We start from the raw sequence: 16838 nt of genomic DNA on the forward strand, positions 1-16838 counted from the left end.
CCGCTGTCTCCGTCCCCGTGGAGACTCCCCCTCACCCCGACCCTCTCCCCGCAAGCGGGGAGAGGGGGACGAAGCGTCGTGCGCTGCTAACGGTACCTTGCAGGGCAACGGCGGCGAGATGCCCCTCGCCGCCGCGTTTCCTTCGACGAAGGCTACTCCGCCAGCGCGTTGTACTTCTTGAGCGATGCCTTCAGGTCCGCGAGCGCCGCATCGGGATCGGCGCCGGCCTTCTTGGCATTATCGCTCCAGGACTTGACCAGCGGCTCGGCGGCCTTCTTCCAGGCGGCGGTCTGCTCGGTCGTCAGCTTGTAGACCTCGTGACCGGACTCCGCCTTCACCTTGGCGATGCCGGCATCCTCGAACTTGCCCCAGTGCTCGCCGACCGCGCCCGCCATCTCGACCGTGCAATTCTTGTCGATCGCGGCCTTCTGCTTGTCGGACATGGCATTGTACTTGTCCTTGTTGATCACGAACACGAAGGTCGTGGTGTAGAGCGGCGCCTCCATGTCGTATTTGGTCACCTTGTCGATGCCGAACAGCACCAGGGAGCCCCAGGGGAAGGTGACGCCGTCGGCGACGCCGCGCTCGATGATGTCGCGCACTTCGGGTGCGGAGGACTGCACATTGGTGCCGCCGAGCGAAGTGACGAAATTCGCCATGGTGGCGTGCGCGGGGCGGATCTTCAGGCCCTTCACGTCCTCGGGGTTGACGATCTTCTTGGTCTTGGAGTGGAACGAGGAGGGCGAGTGGACGAAGGCGAGACAGTATTTGACGTCCTTCATCTCCTTCTCAGCATATTTGCGATACCAGGCGTCGAGCCCCATCGAGCCGCCCTTGGCGTCCGAGATCAGGAAGGGCAGCTCGCCTGCGCCGATGATCGGGAAGCGGCCGGGCTGATAGCCGGGATTGACATAGGTGACATCGGCGATGCCGTCGCGCGCCATGTCGTAATGGTCGAAGGCCTTGCCGAGCTGCTGGGCCGGAAACACCTTGCCGGTGATGGTCCCGCCCGAATCCTTGTTCACCGCGGCGACCCAGTCTTCCAGCGATTTCTGCAGCGGATGCGAGGCCGGCACCCAGTGCGAGACCTTCAGGTCGATGGCTTTGTCCTGCGCAAACGCAGGCGTCATGCTTGCTGCCAGCAGCAACGCCAGACAGGCTTTCCTCATCACACGTCTCTCCCTGTTGTCGACGGCGGGCTTCGATGGCCCGGTCTCTTTAATTAACATGTTATCTAACTGGCCGGCGCATTCAAGCCGGAACTGACGCGCGCCGTGCAGCGTCATCTACGTCAACCATGTTGCATGGATTTGTCGCTGCCGGGCGACGACCGCTCCCCTTTTGCGTAAACGTTATATGATATAATTATCGTTTGCGAGGCCTTGCCACAAGCAGGCTGCGACGAAAGCCTACAGGATCGGGAGGAGCAATTATTGCGGACAAAGGTCGCAATCATCGGGGCCGGGCCGGCCGGATTGTTGCTAGGGCAACTTCTGCACACCTACGGCATCGACAACGTCATCCTGGAGCGGCAGAGCCCGGATTACGTGCTCGGCCGCATCCGCGCCGGTCTCCTGGAGGAAGGAACCGTCGCGCTGCTCGACCAGGTCGGCGCCGGCGCGCGGGCCCATGCCGAAGGCCTGGTGCACGAAGGCATCGAGCTCGCCTTCTCCGGCCGCCGTCACCGTATCGACATGAAGGGCGCGACCGGCAAGACGGTGATGATCTACGGCCAGACCGAGGTCACGCTCGACCTGATGAATGCGAGGAAGGCCGCCGGTCTCATCTCCGTCTACGAGGCTAGGGATGTGCAGCCGCATGATTTCGACGGCAGTCACCCGCGCGTGACCTATGTGAAAGATGGCGTCAGCCACACCATCGATTGCGATTTCATCGCCGGCTGCGACGGTTTCCACGGCGTCAGCCGCGCCAGCGTCCCGTCTTCGGCGATCGAGGAGTTCGAGCGGATCTATCCGTTCGGCTGGCTCGGCATCTTGTCCGACACACCGCCGGTCAGCCACGAGCTGATCTATTCCAACCACGCCCGCGGCTTTGCGCTGTGCACCATGCGCTCGACCAGGCGCAGCCGATACTATGTGCAATGTTCGCTCGACGATCATGTCGACCAATGGCCGGACGACCGCTTCTGGGATGAATTGAAGCGCCGGCTCGACCAGGAGGCGGCCGACAGCCTCGTCACGGGCCCGTCGATCGAGAAGAGCATCGCGCCGCTGCGCAGCTTCGTCGCCGAGCCGATGCGCTTCGGCCGGATGTTCCTGTGCGGCGACGCCGCCCACATCGTGCCGCCGACCGGCGCCAAGGGATTGAACCTCGCTGCCAGCGACGCGCATTATCTGTCGAGCGCGCTGCGCGAGTTCTACGACGAGAAATCCAGCGCCGGCCTCGATGCTTATTCCACCAAGGCGCTGGCGCGGGTCTGGAAAGCCGTGCGGTTCTCCTGGTGGATGACCTCGATGCTGCACAAATTCCCCGACACCGGCACGATCGGCGCCCGCATCCAGCTCGCCGAGCTCGACTACGTCACGCAGTCGCAGGCCGCGATGACGTCGCTGTCGGAGAACTACGTGGGGCTGCCGTTTTGACCACAGATGTCATGCCCGCGCAGGCGGGCATCCAGTACGCCGCGGCCCCTCGGTTTAGTCAAAACCGCCTCTGGAATACTGGATCACCCGCCTTCGCGGGTGATGACAGTGTCGTTGGGTGCGACGGCGCGTCCGTTTCAAACGCCCGCGCAAATTCCGTTTGAAACTTTGTAATTGATGCAACCGTCATCCACATCGCGTTCAATGCCGGCAATCAGCAACGCGAGACAGCCATGACCTCCATCGACATCCCCGCCGGCTTCGAGCCGCATTTCCGCAAATCCCCGCTCACCGATCCCTGGGAGCCGCTCTATTCGAAGAAGGCCGATAAGAGCGTCACCGTGGGATTGCGGCTGGCGACGCCGCACACCAATGCGCGCGGGCTGATCCATGGCGGCTTGATCGCGGCGCTGGCCGATGCCGCCATGGGCTATAGCTGCGCGCAGGCGACGGCATGGACGACGTCGTTCGTCACCATCTCGCTGTCGGTCGACTATGTCGGCGCCGCCGAGATCGGCCAATGGCTCGCGGTCGAGGGCGAGGCGCTCAAAACCGGCTCCACGATCTGTTTCGCGCAATGCCTGGTCAAGGCCGATGACGTCGTGATCGCGCGGGCCAGCGGGACGTTCCGCGTGGTGCCGAAGAAGGGGTGAGCTCTCTCTCCGTCGTCATGCCCGGGCTTGACCCGGGCATCCACGTCTTTCGCGCTTCATGTGAGGAGGCGCGTGGATGGCCGGGACAAGCCCGGCCATGACGGAAAGCATCACCCGAACCTCCACTCCACCGTCTCCACCACGAGATCGACGAACGCCCGCACCTTGGCCGAGAGCAGGCGCGAGGTCGGATAGACGATGTGGATCGGCAGTGCCGGCTGCTCATATTTCGCCAGCACGGTCTTCAGCCGCCCGCGCTTCAAGCCCTCGGCGGCCTGATAGGCCAGCACCCGTGTCACGCCTCCGCCGGCCTCGGCATATTGCAGCGCCGCGTCGGCGCTGTTGCTGGTGAAGCGTGGGGTCGGGATGACCTCGACGTCGCGGCCGTCGTGCTGGAAGCGCCATTCGGGCCAGGGGCCGAACTGGATGGTCTGGTGCTCGCGAAGCGCCTCCGGTGTCCTCGGCTCGCCATGTCGTTTGAGATAGCCGGGCGCGGCCACCACGATCCGCCGCATCGCGCCGACCTGGCGCGCCACAAGCGAGGAATCGGCGAGATGGCCGATCCGCACGGCCGCATCGACGGCGTCCTCGACGAGATTGACCAGATGATCCGACAGTCTGAGCTCGCAGGCGACTTCGGGATAGCGCTTGAGATAGGCGGTCATGACCGGCCCGACATGGAGCCGGCCGAAGCCGACCGGCGCCGACACCACCAGCCGCCCGCTCGGCCGGTTGCGCTCCTGCCGCGCCGAGCCGTCGGCCTCCTCGACATCGGCGAGGATGCGCCGCGCGCGCTCGAGATAGCGTGCGCCGACGTCGGTCAGCGTCACCTGCCGCGTGGTTCGCTGCAACAGCCGCGCGCCGAGGTGCTCCTCCAGCGCGGCGATCAGCCGGGTCACCGCCGAAGGCGACAGACGCAGCTTGCGCGCCGCCGGCGCGAAGCCGCGCAGATCGGCGACGGTGACGAACACGTGCATGGCTTCGAGCCGGTCCATGGAGATTATTGCATATGCTGCAATGATGAAGTGTCAAGTGGCCAGATTGTTCTGGCGGCTTGCAAGTCTATCTTATGCCTGGGAAGACGCAGGAATGCGCCGGAATTTTTAAGGAGACGTTCCGATGACGACAGCAGCTGATGCCTATGCCAGCGACGTCGCCTTCTCGCCGGCGGTAAAGGCGATCCAGGCGCGCAAGGGCTCGCGCGAGGCCTATGCGCGTAGCGAGCAGCGCGGCTGGCGCACCGAGGTCGACGAGAACCTCGAAGCTTTCCTTGCCGACGCCAACAGCTTCTATTTCGCCACCGCTTCAGCCGACGGCCAGCCCTACATCCAGCACCGCGGCGGACCGAAAGGGTTTCTCAAGGTGCTGGACAAGCAGACGCTGGCGTTCACCGATTATGCCGGCAACCAGCAATTCATCACGCAGGGCAATTTGTCGGAGAACCCCAAGGCTTACATCTTCGTGATGGACTACGCCCATCGCCGCCGCGTGAAGATCTGGGGCGAGGCGCGAGTGGTCGAGGACGACGAAGCGCTGACCGCGTCGCTGATGCCGAAAGGCTACCGCGCGCGGCCCGAGCAGGTGATCCTGTTCAAGATCGCGGCCTGGGACACCAACTGCCCGCAGCACATCCCGCAGAAGTTCGACGCAAGCGATGTCGCCGCGGCGCTGGCGGCGCGGGATGCGAGGATCGCAGAGCTGGAGGCCGAGGTGGCGGCGCTGAAGGAGAAGGTGACGGGAGGTTAGTTGCGGGTATGCGCCGCGCACTCGGTGCACCCTCTCCCCTTGTGGAAGAGGGTGGATTCGATGCGAAGCATCGAAGCCGGGCGAGGGGTTCTATCCTCATGAACGGTCTCACGCGCGGAGGGAACCCCTCATCCGGCGCTTCGCGCCACCTTTTCCCACAAGGGGAGAAGGGAAGCACGCCAGCGTTAAATCACGCTCTCGCCTTCGTGCTGGAAGCCGAGATAGCTGGCCGCCACCCGCTCGTTGGCCGCGATGTCGCTGGCCTTGCCGCTGAGCACGAACTCGCCGAGCTCCATCACATAGGCCTGGTCCGCGATCTTCAGCGCGGCTTGCGCGTTCTGCTCGACAAGCAGCACGGAGACGCCGGCGGCGCGCAGCTCGGTGACGATGCGGAAAATGTCGGCGACGATGATGGGAGCGAGGCCGAGGCTCGGCTCGTCCAGCATCAGGAGCTTTGGCTCGCCCATCAGCGCGCGGCCCATCGCGAGCATCTGCTGCTCGCCGCCGGAGAGCGTGCCGGCAAGCTGCTTGCGCCGCTCTTTCAGCCGCGGGAACAGCGTGTAGACCCGCTCCATCGAGGCTTTCGCCCGGCTCCGCTCGATGCGGAAGGCGCCGAGCTCGAGATTGTCCTCGACATTCATGGTTACGAACAATTCGCGGTGCTCGGGGACGAGGCCGAGGCCCATCGCGACGCGGTCCTCGATGTCGAGCCGGGCGAGATCCTGCCCGGCGAAGGCGACGCGGCCTTTCAGCGGCAGAATGCCCATGATGGCCGAAAGCAGCGTGGTCTTGCCGGCGCCGTTGGCGCCGACGATGGTGACGATCTCGTTGGCCCCGACCTCGAGCGAAACCGAACGCACCGCCTCGACCTTGCCATAGGCGACATGTGCGTCAGTGACGGACAACAGCGCGCTCATGCCGCCACTCCGAGATAGGCCTTGATCACTTCGGGATTGGACTTGATCGTGGCGGGGGTGCCCTCCGCGATCTTGGTGCCGAAATCGAGCACCACGATGCGATCGGCGAGGTTCATGACGAAGCCCATGTCGTGCTCGACCAGGAGCACGCTCATGCCGCCGTCGCGCAGCTCGCGCAGCAGCGTCGCGAGGCGCTGCTTCTCCATGTGGCGCAGGCCCGCGGCCGGCTCGTCGAGCAGCAGCAGCATCGGGTCGACGCAGAGCGCGCGGGCGATCTCGACGATGCGCTGCTGACCGAGCGAAAGGCTGCCTGCGAGCTGGTGCATCTGCTCGGTGAGGCCGACGCGCTCGATCTGGCGGGCGGCCTCGGCGAGCAGCTTGGCCTCATCAGTGCGGTCGAGGCGCAGCATCGAGGAGATCGGTCCGGAATGGCCGCGCAGATGCGCGCCGATCGCGACGTTCTCCAGCACGGTCATGTCGGGGACGAGCTTGACGTGCTGGAAGGTCCTGCTGATGCCGAGCTTGACGATCTCCTGCGGCGGCGCGTTGTCGACCTTCCTGCCGAGCACCGAGATCGAGCCCGAGGTCGCCGACAGCACGCCGGTGATCAGATTGAACGTCGTGCTCTTGCCGGCGCCGTTCGGGCCGATCAGCGCGACGATCTCGCGGGCCTTGACGTCGAAGGAAACGTTGTTGACCGCGACCACGCCGCCGAACTGTTTTCGCGCCTTCTCGACCTGAAGCAGGACGCCGGTCTCGGCGGGGGCGCGGGCGCGATGCTCCAGCTTCAGCGAGGTGTCCGGCTTCCTGCCACTGGTGCGCTCCGGCAGGAACGACATCAGCCAGGGCCAGAGGCCGCCGGGCGCGAGCTGCAGCAGCGCCACCAGCATGATGCCGAACACGATGGTCTCGACCTGGCCGGAGCCCGGCAGGATCAGCGGCAGATAGCTTTGCAGCACCTCTTTCAGCACGACGACGATCGCCGCGCCCAGGACGCCGCCCCAGACATAGCCGGCGCCGCCGACCACGGCGATGAAGAGGTACTCGATGCCCATATGCGCGCCGAACGGCGTCGGGTTCACCGCACGCTGGAGATGCGCGTAGAGCCAGCCCGAAAGGCCGGCGAGCACGGCGGCATGGATGAACACCAGCAGCTTGGCGCGCGGCGTGTGCACGCCGAAGGCTTCCGCCGCGACATGGCCGCGCCTGAGCGCGCGGATGGCGCGGCCGGTGCGGGAGTCCAGGAGGTTCATCGTCAGCAGGGCAGAGAGGATCACGGCGACCCAGATCGCGTAATAGATCGAGCCGGGCGAGAGCATCTTGAACGAGCCGATCGACAGCGGCGGGATCGCCGAGATGCCGTCGTTTCTCCCCAGGAATTCCAGCTTGCTGAACAGATAGAACAGCCCCAGCCCCCAGGCGAGCGTGCCGAGCGGCAGATAGTGGCCCGAGAGGCGGACGGTGATCAGCCCGAGCAGCACCGCGAGCGATCCGCTGACCACGAGCGACAGCGGCAGCGTCAGCCAGGGCGACAGGCCGTAGGCCGTCGACAGCACCGCGGTGGTGTAGGCGCCGAAGCCGACGAAGGCCGCCTGCCCGAACGAGGTCAGGCCGCCGACGCCGGTGAGCAGCACGAGGCCCATCGCGACCAGCGCGGCGAGGCCGATATTGTCGAGCAGCACGATCCAGAACGGCGGCATGCCGGGAACGAACGGGATCGCCGCCATGACAGCTGCAAAGACGATGATGGGAAGCCGGCTCTGCATCTTGGCGTCAGTCCTTCTCTTCCTCGACCGCGGGCGCGGCGAGCGAGCGCAGCAGCAGCACGGGGATCAGCAGCATGAAGACGATGACCTCCTTGTAGTTGGAGGCATAGAAGGACGAGAACGCCTCGACGATGCCGACGACCAGCGCCGCGACGGCGGTGAGGGGATAGCTGACGAGCCCGCCGATGATCGCGGCGACGAAGCCCTTCAGGCCGATCAGGAAGCCGCTGTCATAGTAGAGCGTCGTGATCGGTACGATCAGGATGCCCGACAGCGCGCCGATGACCGACGCCAGCAGGAAGGCGATCTGCCCGGACAGCGTTGTGCGGATGCCGGCAAGCCGCGCCCCCAGCCGGTTCACGGCGGTTGCGCGCAGCGCCTTGCCGTAGAGCGTCAGGCCGAAGAACAGCCAGAGCCCGACGATGAAGGCGATGGTGATGGCGTAGACGGTGATGCTCTGGCCGGTGAAGCGTAGCGCGCCGGCGGTGAAGGCGCCGGACAGCACGGTAGGCCCACGCTGCCCCTCGGCGCCGAAGAACAGCAGGCCCAGCCCCTGCAGCGCGAGGTGGACGCCGACGGACGCGATCAGCAGCACCAGCACCGAGGTGTGCGCCAGCGGCTGGAACGCGATGCGGTAGAGGTAGAGGCCGATCATCGCGACGATCACCAGCGACAGCGCGATGCAGACCGCGACCGGCGGCTTCTGCGCGGCGAAGTACAGCGTCAGCGCCAGCACGATGGCCGGCAGCACGACGTTGGTAATGAGGCTGCGCACGATCAACCGCGCATGCAGCGCCTTGCGCGCCACGAACAGGTCGAAGCCGAAGGCGCCGATGCCGAGCGCAAGCGCGAGCTTTGCCGTGCCCGGCATCTGGCCCGCGGCCAGCGAGGCATAGGTCAGCGCGCCGTAGGTGACGAATTCGCCCTGGGGAATGAGGATGACGCGGGTGACGGCGAACACCAGCACCAGCGCCAGGCCGAGCAGCGCGTAGATCGCGCCATTGGTGATGCCGTCCTGTACCAGGAACAGCATGATGGTGGTATTCAAGACCGGACGCTCCCCCTCAAAATTGAGGACCGGTCTCCGCAATTGCGGTGGATGGTCCCCTCACAGCCATTGAAATACGCTGACGATATTTGATATGGTCCATAACAATTATCAAATATAACATCAAGGGTGGGGAACGACCCGTCCCGAATTTAGCGGGATTACGAGCACGAGGCGATGACCGTTTCCAGAACCGCTGAAAAGTCCTCCGAAAAACCGGCCGACGCGGGCAAGGGCCGCAAGGACGCGGGCGAGGTCCAAACCGAAGCGCTCCAGCTGGGCGAACTGTCCGAACAGCTCGGCTATGTCCTGAAGCGGGCCCAGCTCAAGGTGTTCGAGAACTTTCTGCGCTGCATGGCCTCGCTCCAACTGACGCCGGCGCAGTTCTCGGTCCTGCTCCTGGTCGAGAAGAACCCCGGCCGCAACCAGACCGAGATCGCCTCCACGCTCGGCATCCTCAGGCCGAACTTCGTGGCCATGCTCGACAATCTCGAAAGCCGCGACCTCTGCGCGCGGATCCGCTCCACCAACGACCGCCGCTCGCACATCCTGGTGCTCACCGACAAGGGCAAGGCCGTGCTGGCCCGCGCCAAGAAGCTGGTTGCCACCAAGCACGAGGCCCGGCTGAACGATCTGCTCGGCCAGGCCAACCGCGAAGCCCTGATCGGAATGCTCTCGAAGATCGCCAACGAGTTCTGACTCTTACCCTCCCCTGGAGGGCAGGGCCATCGCATATGAATTTTCGAGAGGCCGTCATGCCCGGGCTTGTCCCGGGCATCCACGTTCTTCGTGCTGCGTAGAAAGACGTGGATGGCCGGGACAAGCCCGGCCATGACGACGTGGAGAGGCTCGGTGCCCATAGCCCACATCTCATACGCGATTCCCCTGCCCCTCCAGGGGAGGGTAAGCGCGCCTCAATCCACCAAAATCACCCTGATATCATTCACGTTCGTCAGCTTCGGGCCGGGTTGCAGCAGATCGCGCGTGGCCTCGAAGAACGTCGTCGCGTCGTTGTTGTCGAGATGGGCCTGCGGCTGCAGCCCTTGCGCCTTCATCTTCGCGAAGGTCGCAGCATCGAACAGCGCGCCCCACGCGCCCGGAGGGTGTAAGCTCCGAGGACATCGAATGGAATGACGCGTTGCATCTAGAAAATGATGCTTGAAACATCATTTTGCGCGTCCTAAGCTTGGTAACTCAATCACTGTACCTGCCACGGACATTCGCCCCGTGATCACCGCCGCGCAGCTTCGAGCCGCCCGTGCCTTACTCAGGATTGACCAGCGCGAACTCGCGCAGCGCTGTTCACTGTCGCTGCCCACCATCCAGCGCATGGAGGCCTCCGAAGGGGTGATCCGGGGCAATGTCGATTCTCTGGTGAAGCTGGTTGACGCACTGTCGGTTGCCGGCATCGAGTTGATCGCCGAGGGGGCGGTGTCGAGCGCCGGGGGCCGCGGGGTGCGGCTGAAGTCTGCACCTCCGAGCGCGGGCGACCGATAGCGATGACAGCCCGCGCACAGATCATGATCGAGGAGCGGCCATGATCGCCGTTGCGCTATGGTCGGTGGCGGCTCTGCTGGCGCTGGCGCCTGCGGGAATCGTGCTGTCGACGCGCCCGCGCGGCTCGATCATCCTCTACGGCGGATGCCTGATCGCCACATCGACGCTATGTGTCACGGCGCTGTCCGGTCTGCTCTTTTTCCCTCATCTGGCGCCGAGTGCGACACTGCCGATCGGCCTGCCCTGGCTCGGTGCCCATTTTCGGCTCGATGCGCTGTCCGCCTTCTTCCTCGTCGTCGTCAACCTCGGCGGCACCGCTGCGAGCCTCTTCGCGCTCGGCTACTTCAGGCACGAGGACTCCCCCGGCCGCGTGCTGCCATTCTATCCCGCCTACCTCGCGGCGATGAACGTCGTCGTGCTGGCAAACGACGCCTTCAGCTTCCTGGTGGCCTGGGAATTCATGTCGCTGACCTCCTGGGCGATGGTGGTGTCGCATCACCGGGAGGCCGAGAATGTCCGCGCTGGCTACATCTATCTCTTGATGGCAAGTTTCGGCACGCTGGCGCTGCTGCTGGCTTTCGGCCTGCTCGCCAGCGGCGCCGGATACGATTTCGATGCGATCCGAGCCTCGCATCCTTCCGCCGCGCTGAGCGGCGTGGTGGTGATCCTCGTGCTGCTGGGCGCCGGCTCCAAGGCTGGCCTGGTGCCGCTGCACGCCTGGCTGCCGCTCGCCCATCCCGCCGCGCCCAGCCACGTCTCCGCCCTCATGAGCGGCGTCATGACCAAGGTCGCCGTCTACGGCTTCGTGCGCATCGTCTTTGATCTCGTGCCAGAACCGGTGTGGTGGTGGAGCATGATGGTGCTGCTGGTCGGCGGTCCGACGGCGACGCTGGGCGTGCTCTATGCGCTGATGCAGCGCGATATCAAGCGCGTGCTCGCCTATTCAACGATTGAGAACATCGGCATCATCTTCACCGGCCTCGGGCTGGCGCTGGCTTTCAAGGCGGAAGGGCTCGACTGGGTGGCGGCGCTCGCCTTCACGGCGGCGATGCTGCACGTCTTCAATCATGCGCTGTTCAAGAGCCTGTTGTTCTTCGGCGCCGGCGCGGTGCTGGGAGCGACCGGCGAGCGCGACATGGAGAAGCTCGGCGGCCTGATCCATCGCATGCCGAAGACGGCGTTCGCGATGCTGGTCGGCTGCGTCGCGATCTCGGCATTGCCGCCGTTCAACGGCTTCGTTTCGGAATGGCTGACCTTCCAGGCGATCCTGCTTTCACCGCAACTGCCCTCCTGGGGCCTCAAGCTGGTCATCCCGGCGGTCGGCGGTTTGCTGGCGCTCGCGGCCGCCTTTGCCGCGGCCTGCTTCGTCAAGCTCTATGGCATCAGCTTCCTCGGCCGGCCGCGCTCGGATGTCGCGGCGTCAGCGCATGAGACTGACCGCTTCTCGCTGACCGCAATGTTCGCGCTTGCCGCCTTCTGCCTCATTGCCGGTATCCTGCCCGGGCTGTTCATCGACGCACTGGCGCCGGTGAGCAAGGATATGGTCGGCAACATCATGCCGCATCAGGTCGGATTGCAGTGGCTCACCATCGTGCCGATCGCGGAAAGCCGCAGCTCCTATAACGGCCTTCTGGTGTTCCTGTTCGCGGCACTCTGCGGCACGACGGCGGCGACAGCCATTCACCGTCTCGCCTCCGACCGCTTACGCCGTGCGCCGGCCTGGGATTGCGGCTATCCCGACGCGGACCCCGCGATCCAGTACTCGGCCTCCAGCTTCTCGCAGCCGATCCGCCGCGTGTTCGGCAGCGTCATCTTTGGCGCACGCGAGATCGGCGAGATGCCGCCGCCGTCCTCGCCGCTTCCTGCGCGGCTCCAGGTCGAACTGCACGATCTGATCTGGGACGGGCTGTACGCGCCGATCGCAAAGGCCATCGGCTTTGCGACCGACCGCATCAATATCCTGCAGTTCTTCAGCATTCGCCGCTACCTGACGCTGGTGTTCGTGGCCCTGGTCGTGCTGCTGCTGGTGGTGGCCCTATGAACGAGCTGCGCGACATCCTCTCCCAGGGCGCGCAGATGTCGCTGGTGCTGGGACTCGCGCCGCTGCTGACGGGTTTCGTGCGGAAGGTGAAGGCTCGGCTGCTACGCCGGCGCGGACCGCCGCTGCTCCAACCTTATCGCGACCTCATTCGCCTGATGCGCAAGGATGTCGTGCTCGCGGACACCGCATCCTGGCTGTTTCGCGTCATTCCGTATCTGATCTTCGCGGGCACCTGGGTCGCCGCGTCGCTGGTGCCGACCTTCGGCAATGGACTGTTGTTCTCCTGGACCGCCGATCTCATCGCCATCACTGCGCTGCTCGGCAGCGCCCGCTTCTTCCAGGCGCTCGCCGGCATGGACGTTGGAACCGCCTTCGGCGGCATCGGCTCCAGCCGTGAGGTGATGATAGCCTCCCTCGCCGAGCCCGCGATGCTGATCACCGCGTTCTCGGTTGCAATGATCGCCGGCTCGACGCAGCTTCCCACGGTGGCCGAGTTCATGGGCTCGGACGCGGTCGGCCTGCGCGTGTCGTTGGGGATGGCGTTCGTGGCGCTGACCATCGTGGCGCTGGCGGAGAATGCCCGTATCCCCGTCGATAACCCCGCCACCCATCTCGAGCTCACCATGGTGCACGAGGCCATGGTGCTGGAATATTCAGGGCGGCATCTCGCGCTGATCGACTTGTCGTCGCAGCTCAAGCTTCTGCTCTATGTCTCGTTGATCGCCTGCGTGTTCCTGCCATGGGGTACGGCGACCGCAGATGCGAGCGTTGCAAGGCTCGCTCTTGGCGCGCTGGTCTATCTCGGCAAGCTGACGGTCCTCGGCTTCCTGCTTGCCGTGTTCGAGACCGCGATCGCCAAGATGCGCGTGTTCCGGATTCCGGAGTTCTTGGGCGCGGCGCTGATGCTGGCATTGCTTGCCACGCTGTTGCGCTTCGTGTCGGGGAGCCTCTGAGATGAGCAGCCTGCAATTCGATATCGCCCATCTGCTCGCCGGCTCCCTCGTGCTGGCGAGCTTCATGATGCTCTACCAGGATCGGCTCTATGCGCTGCTCAACGTCTATGTGCTGCATGCCGGTGTGCTGGCGCTGTCGGTGGGCTGGCAGGCCTATGTGCAGCAAGCGCCGCATCTCTATATCACGGCGCTGATCGCGCTGGTCTTCAAGGCCATCATCATCCCCGTGGCGCTGCACCGGATCATCAAGCGGCTCGGTATCCACCGCGAGATCGAGAACGTGATCGGCATCGGGTTGACCATGATGGCCGGGATAGGCCTCGTCGCGCTGTCGATGGTGGTGATGTTGCGGGTGACGCCGGGCGCCGATGCACTCGCGCGCGAGGACCTCGCCTTCGCGCTGTCGGTGGTGCTGCTCGGGCTCCTGATCATGGTTACGCGACGCAACGCCGTGAGCCAGGTCGTCGGCTTCATGTCGCTGGAGAACGGGCTGGTGCTGGCGGCAACCGGAGCCAAGGGCATGCCGCTGGTGGTGGAGATCAGCGTCGCCTTCTCGGTGCTGATCGCCTTCATCGTGATCGGGATATTCCTGTTCCGTATCCGCGAGCGTTTTGACAGCGTGGACGTGCAGGCGCTCGATCGCTTCCGGGGAGAGCGGCGATGACGATCGATGCGCTCGGTGCGATCCTGCTGATCCCGTCCCTTTCGGCCGCTCTGCTCGCGATCCTGCCTGGCTACATGCTGGCGGCGAAGCTCAACATCGTCGCGGCGCTCGCGACCTTCCTCACTTCGCTGTCCCTGTTCGTGATCGAGCCGACGTCTGGGCAATATCTGCTGCTTGACGACCTCAACAAGGTCTTCATAGTCCTGACGACCTTCATCGGCTTCACGACCTCGGTCTTCAGCGCGAGCTACATCCACCACGAGATCGAGATCGGGCGGTTGACGCCGGCCTTCCTGCGCTTCTATCACGCGATGTACCAGGTGCTGATGTTCGCGATGAACCTCGCGCTCGTCGCCAACAATATCGGCCTGATGTGGGTCGCGGTCGAGGTGGCGACGCTGACGACCGTGCTGATGGTCGGCATCTACCGCACCCATGAGGCGCTCGAAGCCGCATGGAAATACTTCATCCTCGGTAGCGTCGGCATCGCGCTCGCGCTGTTCGGCACGATCCTGGTCTATATGGCGGCGCGCCCTGCGGTGGGCGAGGGGCTGGACGGTATGGTATGGACGGTGCTGGTGAAGCACGCCGCACAGTTCGACCCGGCGTTGCTCAACGTCGCCTTCGTGTTCCTCTTGCTGGGCTACGGCACCAAGGTCGGCCTCGCGCCGCTGCACGCCTGGCTGCCGGATGCGCATGCCGAGGGCCCGACGCCGATTTCGGCGGTGCTGTCCGGTCTGCTGCTCAATGTCGCGCTCTATGCGCTGCTGCGCTTCAAGATGATGCTTGCGATCAACTCCGAGGCGATCGCGCCGGGTCCGCTGATGGTGACCATGGGCCTGATCTCGGTGATCTTCGCCGCGCTGATGCTGTACCGGCGCCGCGACATCAAGCGGATGTTCGCCTATTCCTCGATCGAGCATATGGGCATCATCGTCTTCGCCTTCGGCATGGGCGGCCCGCTCGCCAATTTCGCAGCTCTGTTGCACATGGCCATGCATTCGCTGACCAAGTCGGCAATCTTCTTCGCCGTCGGTCATATCGCACAGGTCAAGGGCACACAGAAGATCGCCGAGATCGGCGGCCTCACGACGACCAGCCCCGTGCTCGGCTGGGGCCTGATGCTCGGCGTCATCGCCATCGTCGGGCTGCCGCCGTTCGGCATCTTCATGAGCGAGTTTCTGGTGGTGAGCTCGACGTTCGCCCGCGCACCCTGGCTGACGGTGATCCTGGTGCTCGGTATCATCATCGCGCTCGGGGGGCTTTTCCTGCGGGTCGGCGTGGTGATGTTCGGCGAGCCCAAGGGCAAGACCGCACCCGCCGAAGCCTCCTACGTGCCGATGTTCACACACCTCGGATTGGTGCTGATGGCCGGCATCTATCTGCCGCCGGTGCTGGTCACCGGCTTCCAGAACGTCGCGAAGCTCCTGGGATAAGCGATGGGCATCCTCGACAGCATCCCCCATGTCAATGCGGTGCCGTCGCACCGGCCCTGGCCGCGCGCGGTCGTGACGGAGGCGGGCTGGCAGGCGGCGATCGATCGGCTGGTCGAGGGGGGCCTCACACTGCTCGGCTTCTGGGGCGAGCCAACCGCGGTGCATATGGCGATGCTCGATGAAGGCTCTGCCGAGATCGCGGTCGTGACCTACGCGTGTACGGGCGGCACATTTCCAAGCATCGCCAACCGACATCCGCCGGCGCTTCGGCTGGAGCGGACCATCCATGATCTGTTCGGGCTTGTTCCGGCCGCTGCGCACGATCTGCGGCCGTGGCTCGATCACGATGCCTGGGGCCAATCCTGTCCGCTCTCCGGCCGCAACGCATCGCGCGACGTGCGGCCATACCGATTCCTGCCGGCCGAGGGCGAGGCGTTGCACCAAGTGGCGGTCGGCCCGGTCCATGCCGGGATCATCGAGCCCGGCCATTTCCGCTTCACCGCCAATGGCGAGCATGTGGTGCGGCTGGAGCAGCGGCTCGGCTACACCCACAAGGGCATCGAGTCGCTGATGCAGGGCGCGAGCCTCGAGGCCGCGGCAAAGCTCGCCAACCGCACCTCCGGCGACAGCGCCGTCGCCTATGCCTTCGCCTTTGCCCGCGCGGCGGAAGCCGCGCTCGACATCGAGGTGCCGCGGCGCGCGACGTACTTGCGGGCGCTGATGGCGGAACTGGAGCGGCTCGCCAATCATTTCGGTGACATCGGGGCGATCTGCAACGATGCGTCGTTCGCGCTGATGCACGCCCAGACCGGCATTTTGCGCGAGCGGACCCTGCGCGCTGCGGATGCTGCGTTCGGCCATCGCCTGATGATGGACGTCGTCTTGCCCGGTGGCTTGGCGCGCGACATCGCGCCGGACGGTATCCCGGCGCTGCGAACGCTGCTTGCTGAAATCAAGAAGGTATTCCCGCGCCTGATCGAGCTTTATGACAACACCGCATCCTTGCAGGACCGCACCGTCACCACGGGCATCGTCAAGGCGGAGTATGCGCGCCAGTTTGGCGCCGGCGGTTATGTCGGCCGCGCCTCTGGCCGCGATTTCGATGCACGACGCACGCTTGCTTACGCGCCCTACGATCAATTGTCGTTCGAGGTGCCGGTGCTGGAAGCCGGCGATGTCAACGCACGGGTCTGGATCCGCATCCGCGAGGTCGAGCAGAGCGTCGAGCTGATTGCGCAGATCCTCGACCTGATGGAGCCGGGCGAGATCAGCAGCGCGCCGCCGGCGGGGCGCGGCGCATGCGAAGGCCTGGCGCTGACGGAAGCCTTCCGCGGCGACGTACTGGTGTGGCTGCGGCTCGACGGCGACTTGCGCGTCGAACGCTGCCACCTGCGCGACGCCTCGTGGTTCCAGTGGCCGCTGCTGGAAACCGCGATCGAGGGCAACATCATTGCCGACTTCCCGCTCTGCAATAAATCGTTCAACTGTTCCTATTCTGGCGTGGACCTCTAAGC

At 65.0% G+C, this 16838-nt stretch carries 15 protein-coding genes and 1 pseudogene; 10 read left to right on the forward strand and 6 right to left on the reverse strand.

Annotation, left to right across the window (positions count from 1 at the left end; translation table 11 throughout):
* Positions 1 to 152: 152 nt before the first annotated feature.
* Positions 153 to 1169, reverse strand: coding sequence for a TRAP transporter substrate-binding protein (locus H1B27_RS02215; RefSeq protein WP_197964845.1), 1017 nt, complete (start codon positions 1167 to 1169; stop codon positions 153 to 155).
* A 264-nt stretch (positions 1170 to 1433) separates the two neighbouring features.
* Here H1B27_RS02215 and pobA point away from each other — a divergent pair, with 264 nt between their 5' ends.
* On the forward strand, positions 1434 to 2603 hold the full coding sequence (gene pobA / locus H1B27_RS02220; protein WP_197964846.1) for a 4-hydroxybenzoate 3-monooxygenase: 1170 nt from the start codon (positions 1434 to 1436) through the stop codon (positions 2601 to 2603).
* Positions 2604 to 2836: 233 nt separating this feature from the next.
* Positions 2837 to 3256, forward strand: coding sequence for a PaaI family thioesterase (locus tag H1B27_RS02225; protein ID WP_197964847.1), 420 nt, complete (start codon positions 2837 to 2839; stop codon positions 3254 to 3256).
* Between the two features lie 110 nt (positions 3257 to 3366).
* Here the strand turns inward: H1B27_RS02225 and H1B27_RS02230 are convergent, their stop codons facing one another.
* On the reverse strand, positions 3367 to 4251 hold the full coding sequence (locus H1B27_RS02230) for a LysR family transcriptional regulator (RefSeq protein ID WP_197964848.1): 885 nt from the start codon (positions 4249 to 4251) through the stop codon (positions 3367 to 3369).
* Positions 4252 to 4375: 124 nt separating this feature from the next.
* Between H1B27_RS02230 and H1B27_RS02235 the strand changes: the two genes are divergently transcribed.
* Complete coding sequence (locus tag H1B27_RS02235) at positions 4376 to 5002, forward strand: pyridoxamine 5'-phosphate oxidase family protein (protein WP_197964849.1); 627 nt, start codon at positions 4376 to 4378, stop codon at positions 5000 to 5002.
* Between the two features lie 185 nt (positions 5003 to 5187).
* Here H1B27_RS02235 and H1B27_RS02240 read toward each other — a convergent pair whose 3' ends face one another.
* From H1B27_RS02240 to H1B27_RS02250, 3 genes are read right to left on the reverse strand one after another with little or no spacing between them, the layout of a single operon-like run.
* Entirely contained in the window at positions 5188 to 5919 is a 732-nt protein-coding gene (locus tag H1B27_RS02240; protein ID WP_061881028.1) for an ABC transporter ATP-binding protein, read from the reverse strand.
* Positions 5916 to 7685: a branched-chain amino acid ABC transporter ATP-binding protein/permease gene (locus tag H1B27_RS02245; protein ID WP_197964850.1), complete on the reverse strand. Its 1770-nt coding sequence runs from the start codon at positions 7683 to 7685 to the stop codon at positions 5916 to 5918. The genes H1B27_RS02240 and H1B27_RS02245 overlap by 4 nt, the downstream gene beginning before the upstream one ends.
* 7 nt (positions 7686 to 7692) lie before the next feature.
* Positions 7693 to 8733 carry a branched-chain amino acid ABC transporter permease gene (locus H1B27_RS02250; protein ID WP_197964851.1) on the reverse strand — a complete coding sequence of 347 codons (1041 nt, stop codon included), beginning with the start codon at positions 8731 to 8733 and terminating at the stop codon, positions 7693 to 7695.
* A gap of 177 nt (positions 8734 to 8910) precedes the next feature.
* Here H1B27_RS02250 and H1B27_RS02255 point away from each other — a divergent pair, with 177 nt between their 5' ends.
* Positions 8911 to 9432 (forward strand): MarR family winged helix-turn-helix transcriptional regulator, encoded by a 522-nt coding sequence (locus H1B27_RS02255; protein WP_061881025.1) that lies wholly within the window; start codon positions 8911 to 8913, stop codon positions 9430 to 9432.
* Positions 9433 to 9647: 215 nt separating this feature from the next.
* On the opposite strand, the pseudogene H1B27_RS02260 reads toward H1B27_RS02255, so the two are convergent.
* Positions 9648 to 9839, reverse strand: a pseudogene (locus H1B27_RS02260) (MOFRL family protein); the annotation flags it as partial.
* A gap of 121 nt (positions 9840 to 9960) precedes the next feature.
* Here H1B27_RS02260 and H1B27_RS02265 point away from each other — a divergent pair.
* The 6 genes from H1B27_RS02265 to H1B27_RS02290 are packed head-to-tail and all read left to right on the forward strand — an operon-like array spanning position 9961 to position 16836.
* Complete coding sequence (locus H1B27_RS02265) at positions 9961 to 10230, forward strand: helix-turn-helix domain-containing protein (protein WP_197964852.1); 270 nt, start codon at positions 9961 to 9963, stop codon at positions 10228 to 10230.
* 40 nt (positions 10231 to 10270) lie between these two features.
* Positions 10271 to 12271 (forward strand): hydrogenase 4 subunit B, encoded by a 2001-nt coding sequence (hyfB, locus tag H1B27_RS02270; RefSeq protein ID WP_197964853.1) that lies wholly within the window; start codon positions 10271 to 10273, stop codon positions 12269 to 12271.
* Positions 12268 to 13224, forward strand: a complete 957-nt coding sequence (locus H1B27_RS02275) for a respiratory chain complex I subunit 1 family protein (RefSeq protein ID WP_061881022.1) — start codon at positions 12268 to 12270, stop codon at positions 13222 to 13224. Before hyfB ends, H1B27_RS02275 begins: the two co-directional genes overlap by 4 nt.
* A 1-nt stretch (position 13225) precedes the next feature.
* Positions 13226 to 13888: a hydrogenase-4 component E gene (locus tag H1B27_RS02280; RefSeq protein ID WP_197964854.1), complete on the forward strand. Its 663-nt coding sequence runs from the start codon at positions 13226 to 13228 to the stop codon at positions 13886 to 13888.
* Positions 13885 to 15324, forward strand: coding sequence for a hydrogenase 4 subunit F (locus tag H1B27_RS02285; RefSeq protein WP_197964855.1), 1440 nt, complete (start codon positions 13885 to 13887; stop codon positions 15322 to 15324). The genes H1B27_RS02280 and H1B27_RS02285 overlap by 4 nt, the downstream gene beginning before the upstream one ends.
* Before the next feature lie 3 nt (positions 15325 to 15327).
* Entirely contained in the window at positions 15328 to 16836 is a 1509-nt protein-coding gene (locus H1B27_RS02290) for a hydrogenase large subunit (RefSeq protein ID WP_197964856.1), read from the forward strand.
* Positions 16837 to 16838: the final 2 nt, after the last annotated feature.

Origin of the sequence: Bradyrhizobium diversitatis, assembly GCF_016031635.1 — a bacterium.
In the GTDB taxonomy this organism is placed as follows: Bacteria; Pseudomonadota; Alphaproteobacteria; order Rhizobiales; family Xanthobacteraceae; genus Bradyrhizobium; species Bradyrhizobium diversitatis.

Coding starts and splice junctions, on each gene's coding strand:
- H1B27_RS02230 (WP_197964848.1), bottom strand. CDS start 4,251: ATGGACCGGCTCGAAGCCATGCACGTGTTCGTCACCGTCGCCGATCTG.
- H1B27_RS02240 (WP_061881028.1), bottom strand. CDS start 5,919: ATGAGCGCGCTGTTGTCCGTCACTGACGCACATGTCGCCTATGGCAAG.
- H1B27_RS02235 (WP_197964849.1), top strand. CDS start 4,376: ATGACGACAGCAGCTGATGCCTATGCCAGCGACGTCGCCTTCTCGCCG.
- hyfB (WP_197964853.1), top strand. CDS start 10,271: ATGATCGCCGTTGCGCTATGGTCGGTGGCGGCTCTGCTGGCGCTGGCG.
- H1B27_RS02280 (WP_197964854.1), top strand. CDS start 13,226: ATGAGCAGCCTGCAATTCGATATCGCCCATCTGCTCGCCGGCTCCCTC.
- H1B27_RS02215 (WP_197964845.1), bottom strand. CDS start 1,169: ATGAGGAAAGCCTGTCTGGCGTTGCTGCTGGCAGCAAGCATGACGCCT.
- H1B27_RS02290 (WP_197964856.1), top strand. CDS start 15,328: ATGGGCATCCTCGACAGCATCCCCCATGTCAATGCGGTGCCGTCGCAC.
- H1B27_RS02225 (WP_197964847.1), top strand. CDS start 2,837: ATGACCTCCATCGACATCCCCGCCGGCTTCGAGCCGCATTTCCGCAAA.
- H1B27_RS02285 (WP_197964855.1), top strand. CDS start 13,885: ATGACGATCGATGCGCTCGGTGCGATCCTGCTGATCCCGTCCCTTTCG.
- H1B27_RS02255 (WP_061881025.1), top strand. CDS start 8,911: ATGACCGTTTCCAGAACCGCTGAAAAGTCCTCCGAAAAACCGGCCGAC.
- H1B27_RS02245 (WP_197964850.1), bottom strand. CDS start 7,685: ATGCAGAGCCGGCTTCCCATCATCGTCTTTGCAGCTGTCATGGCGGCG.
- H1B27_RS02275 (WP_061881022.1), top strand. CDS start 12,268: ATGAACGAGCTGCGCGACATCCTCTCCCAGGGCGCGCAGATGTCGCTG.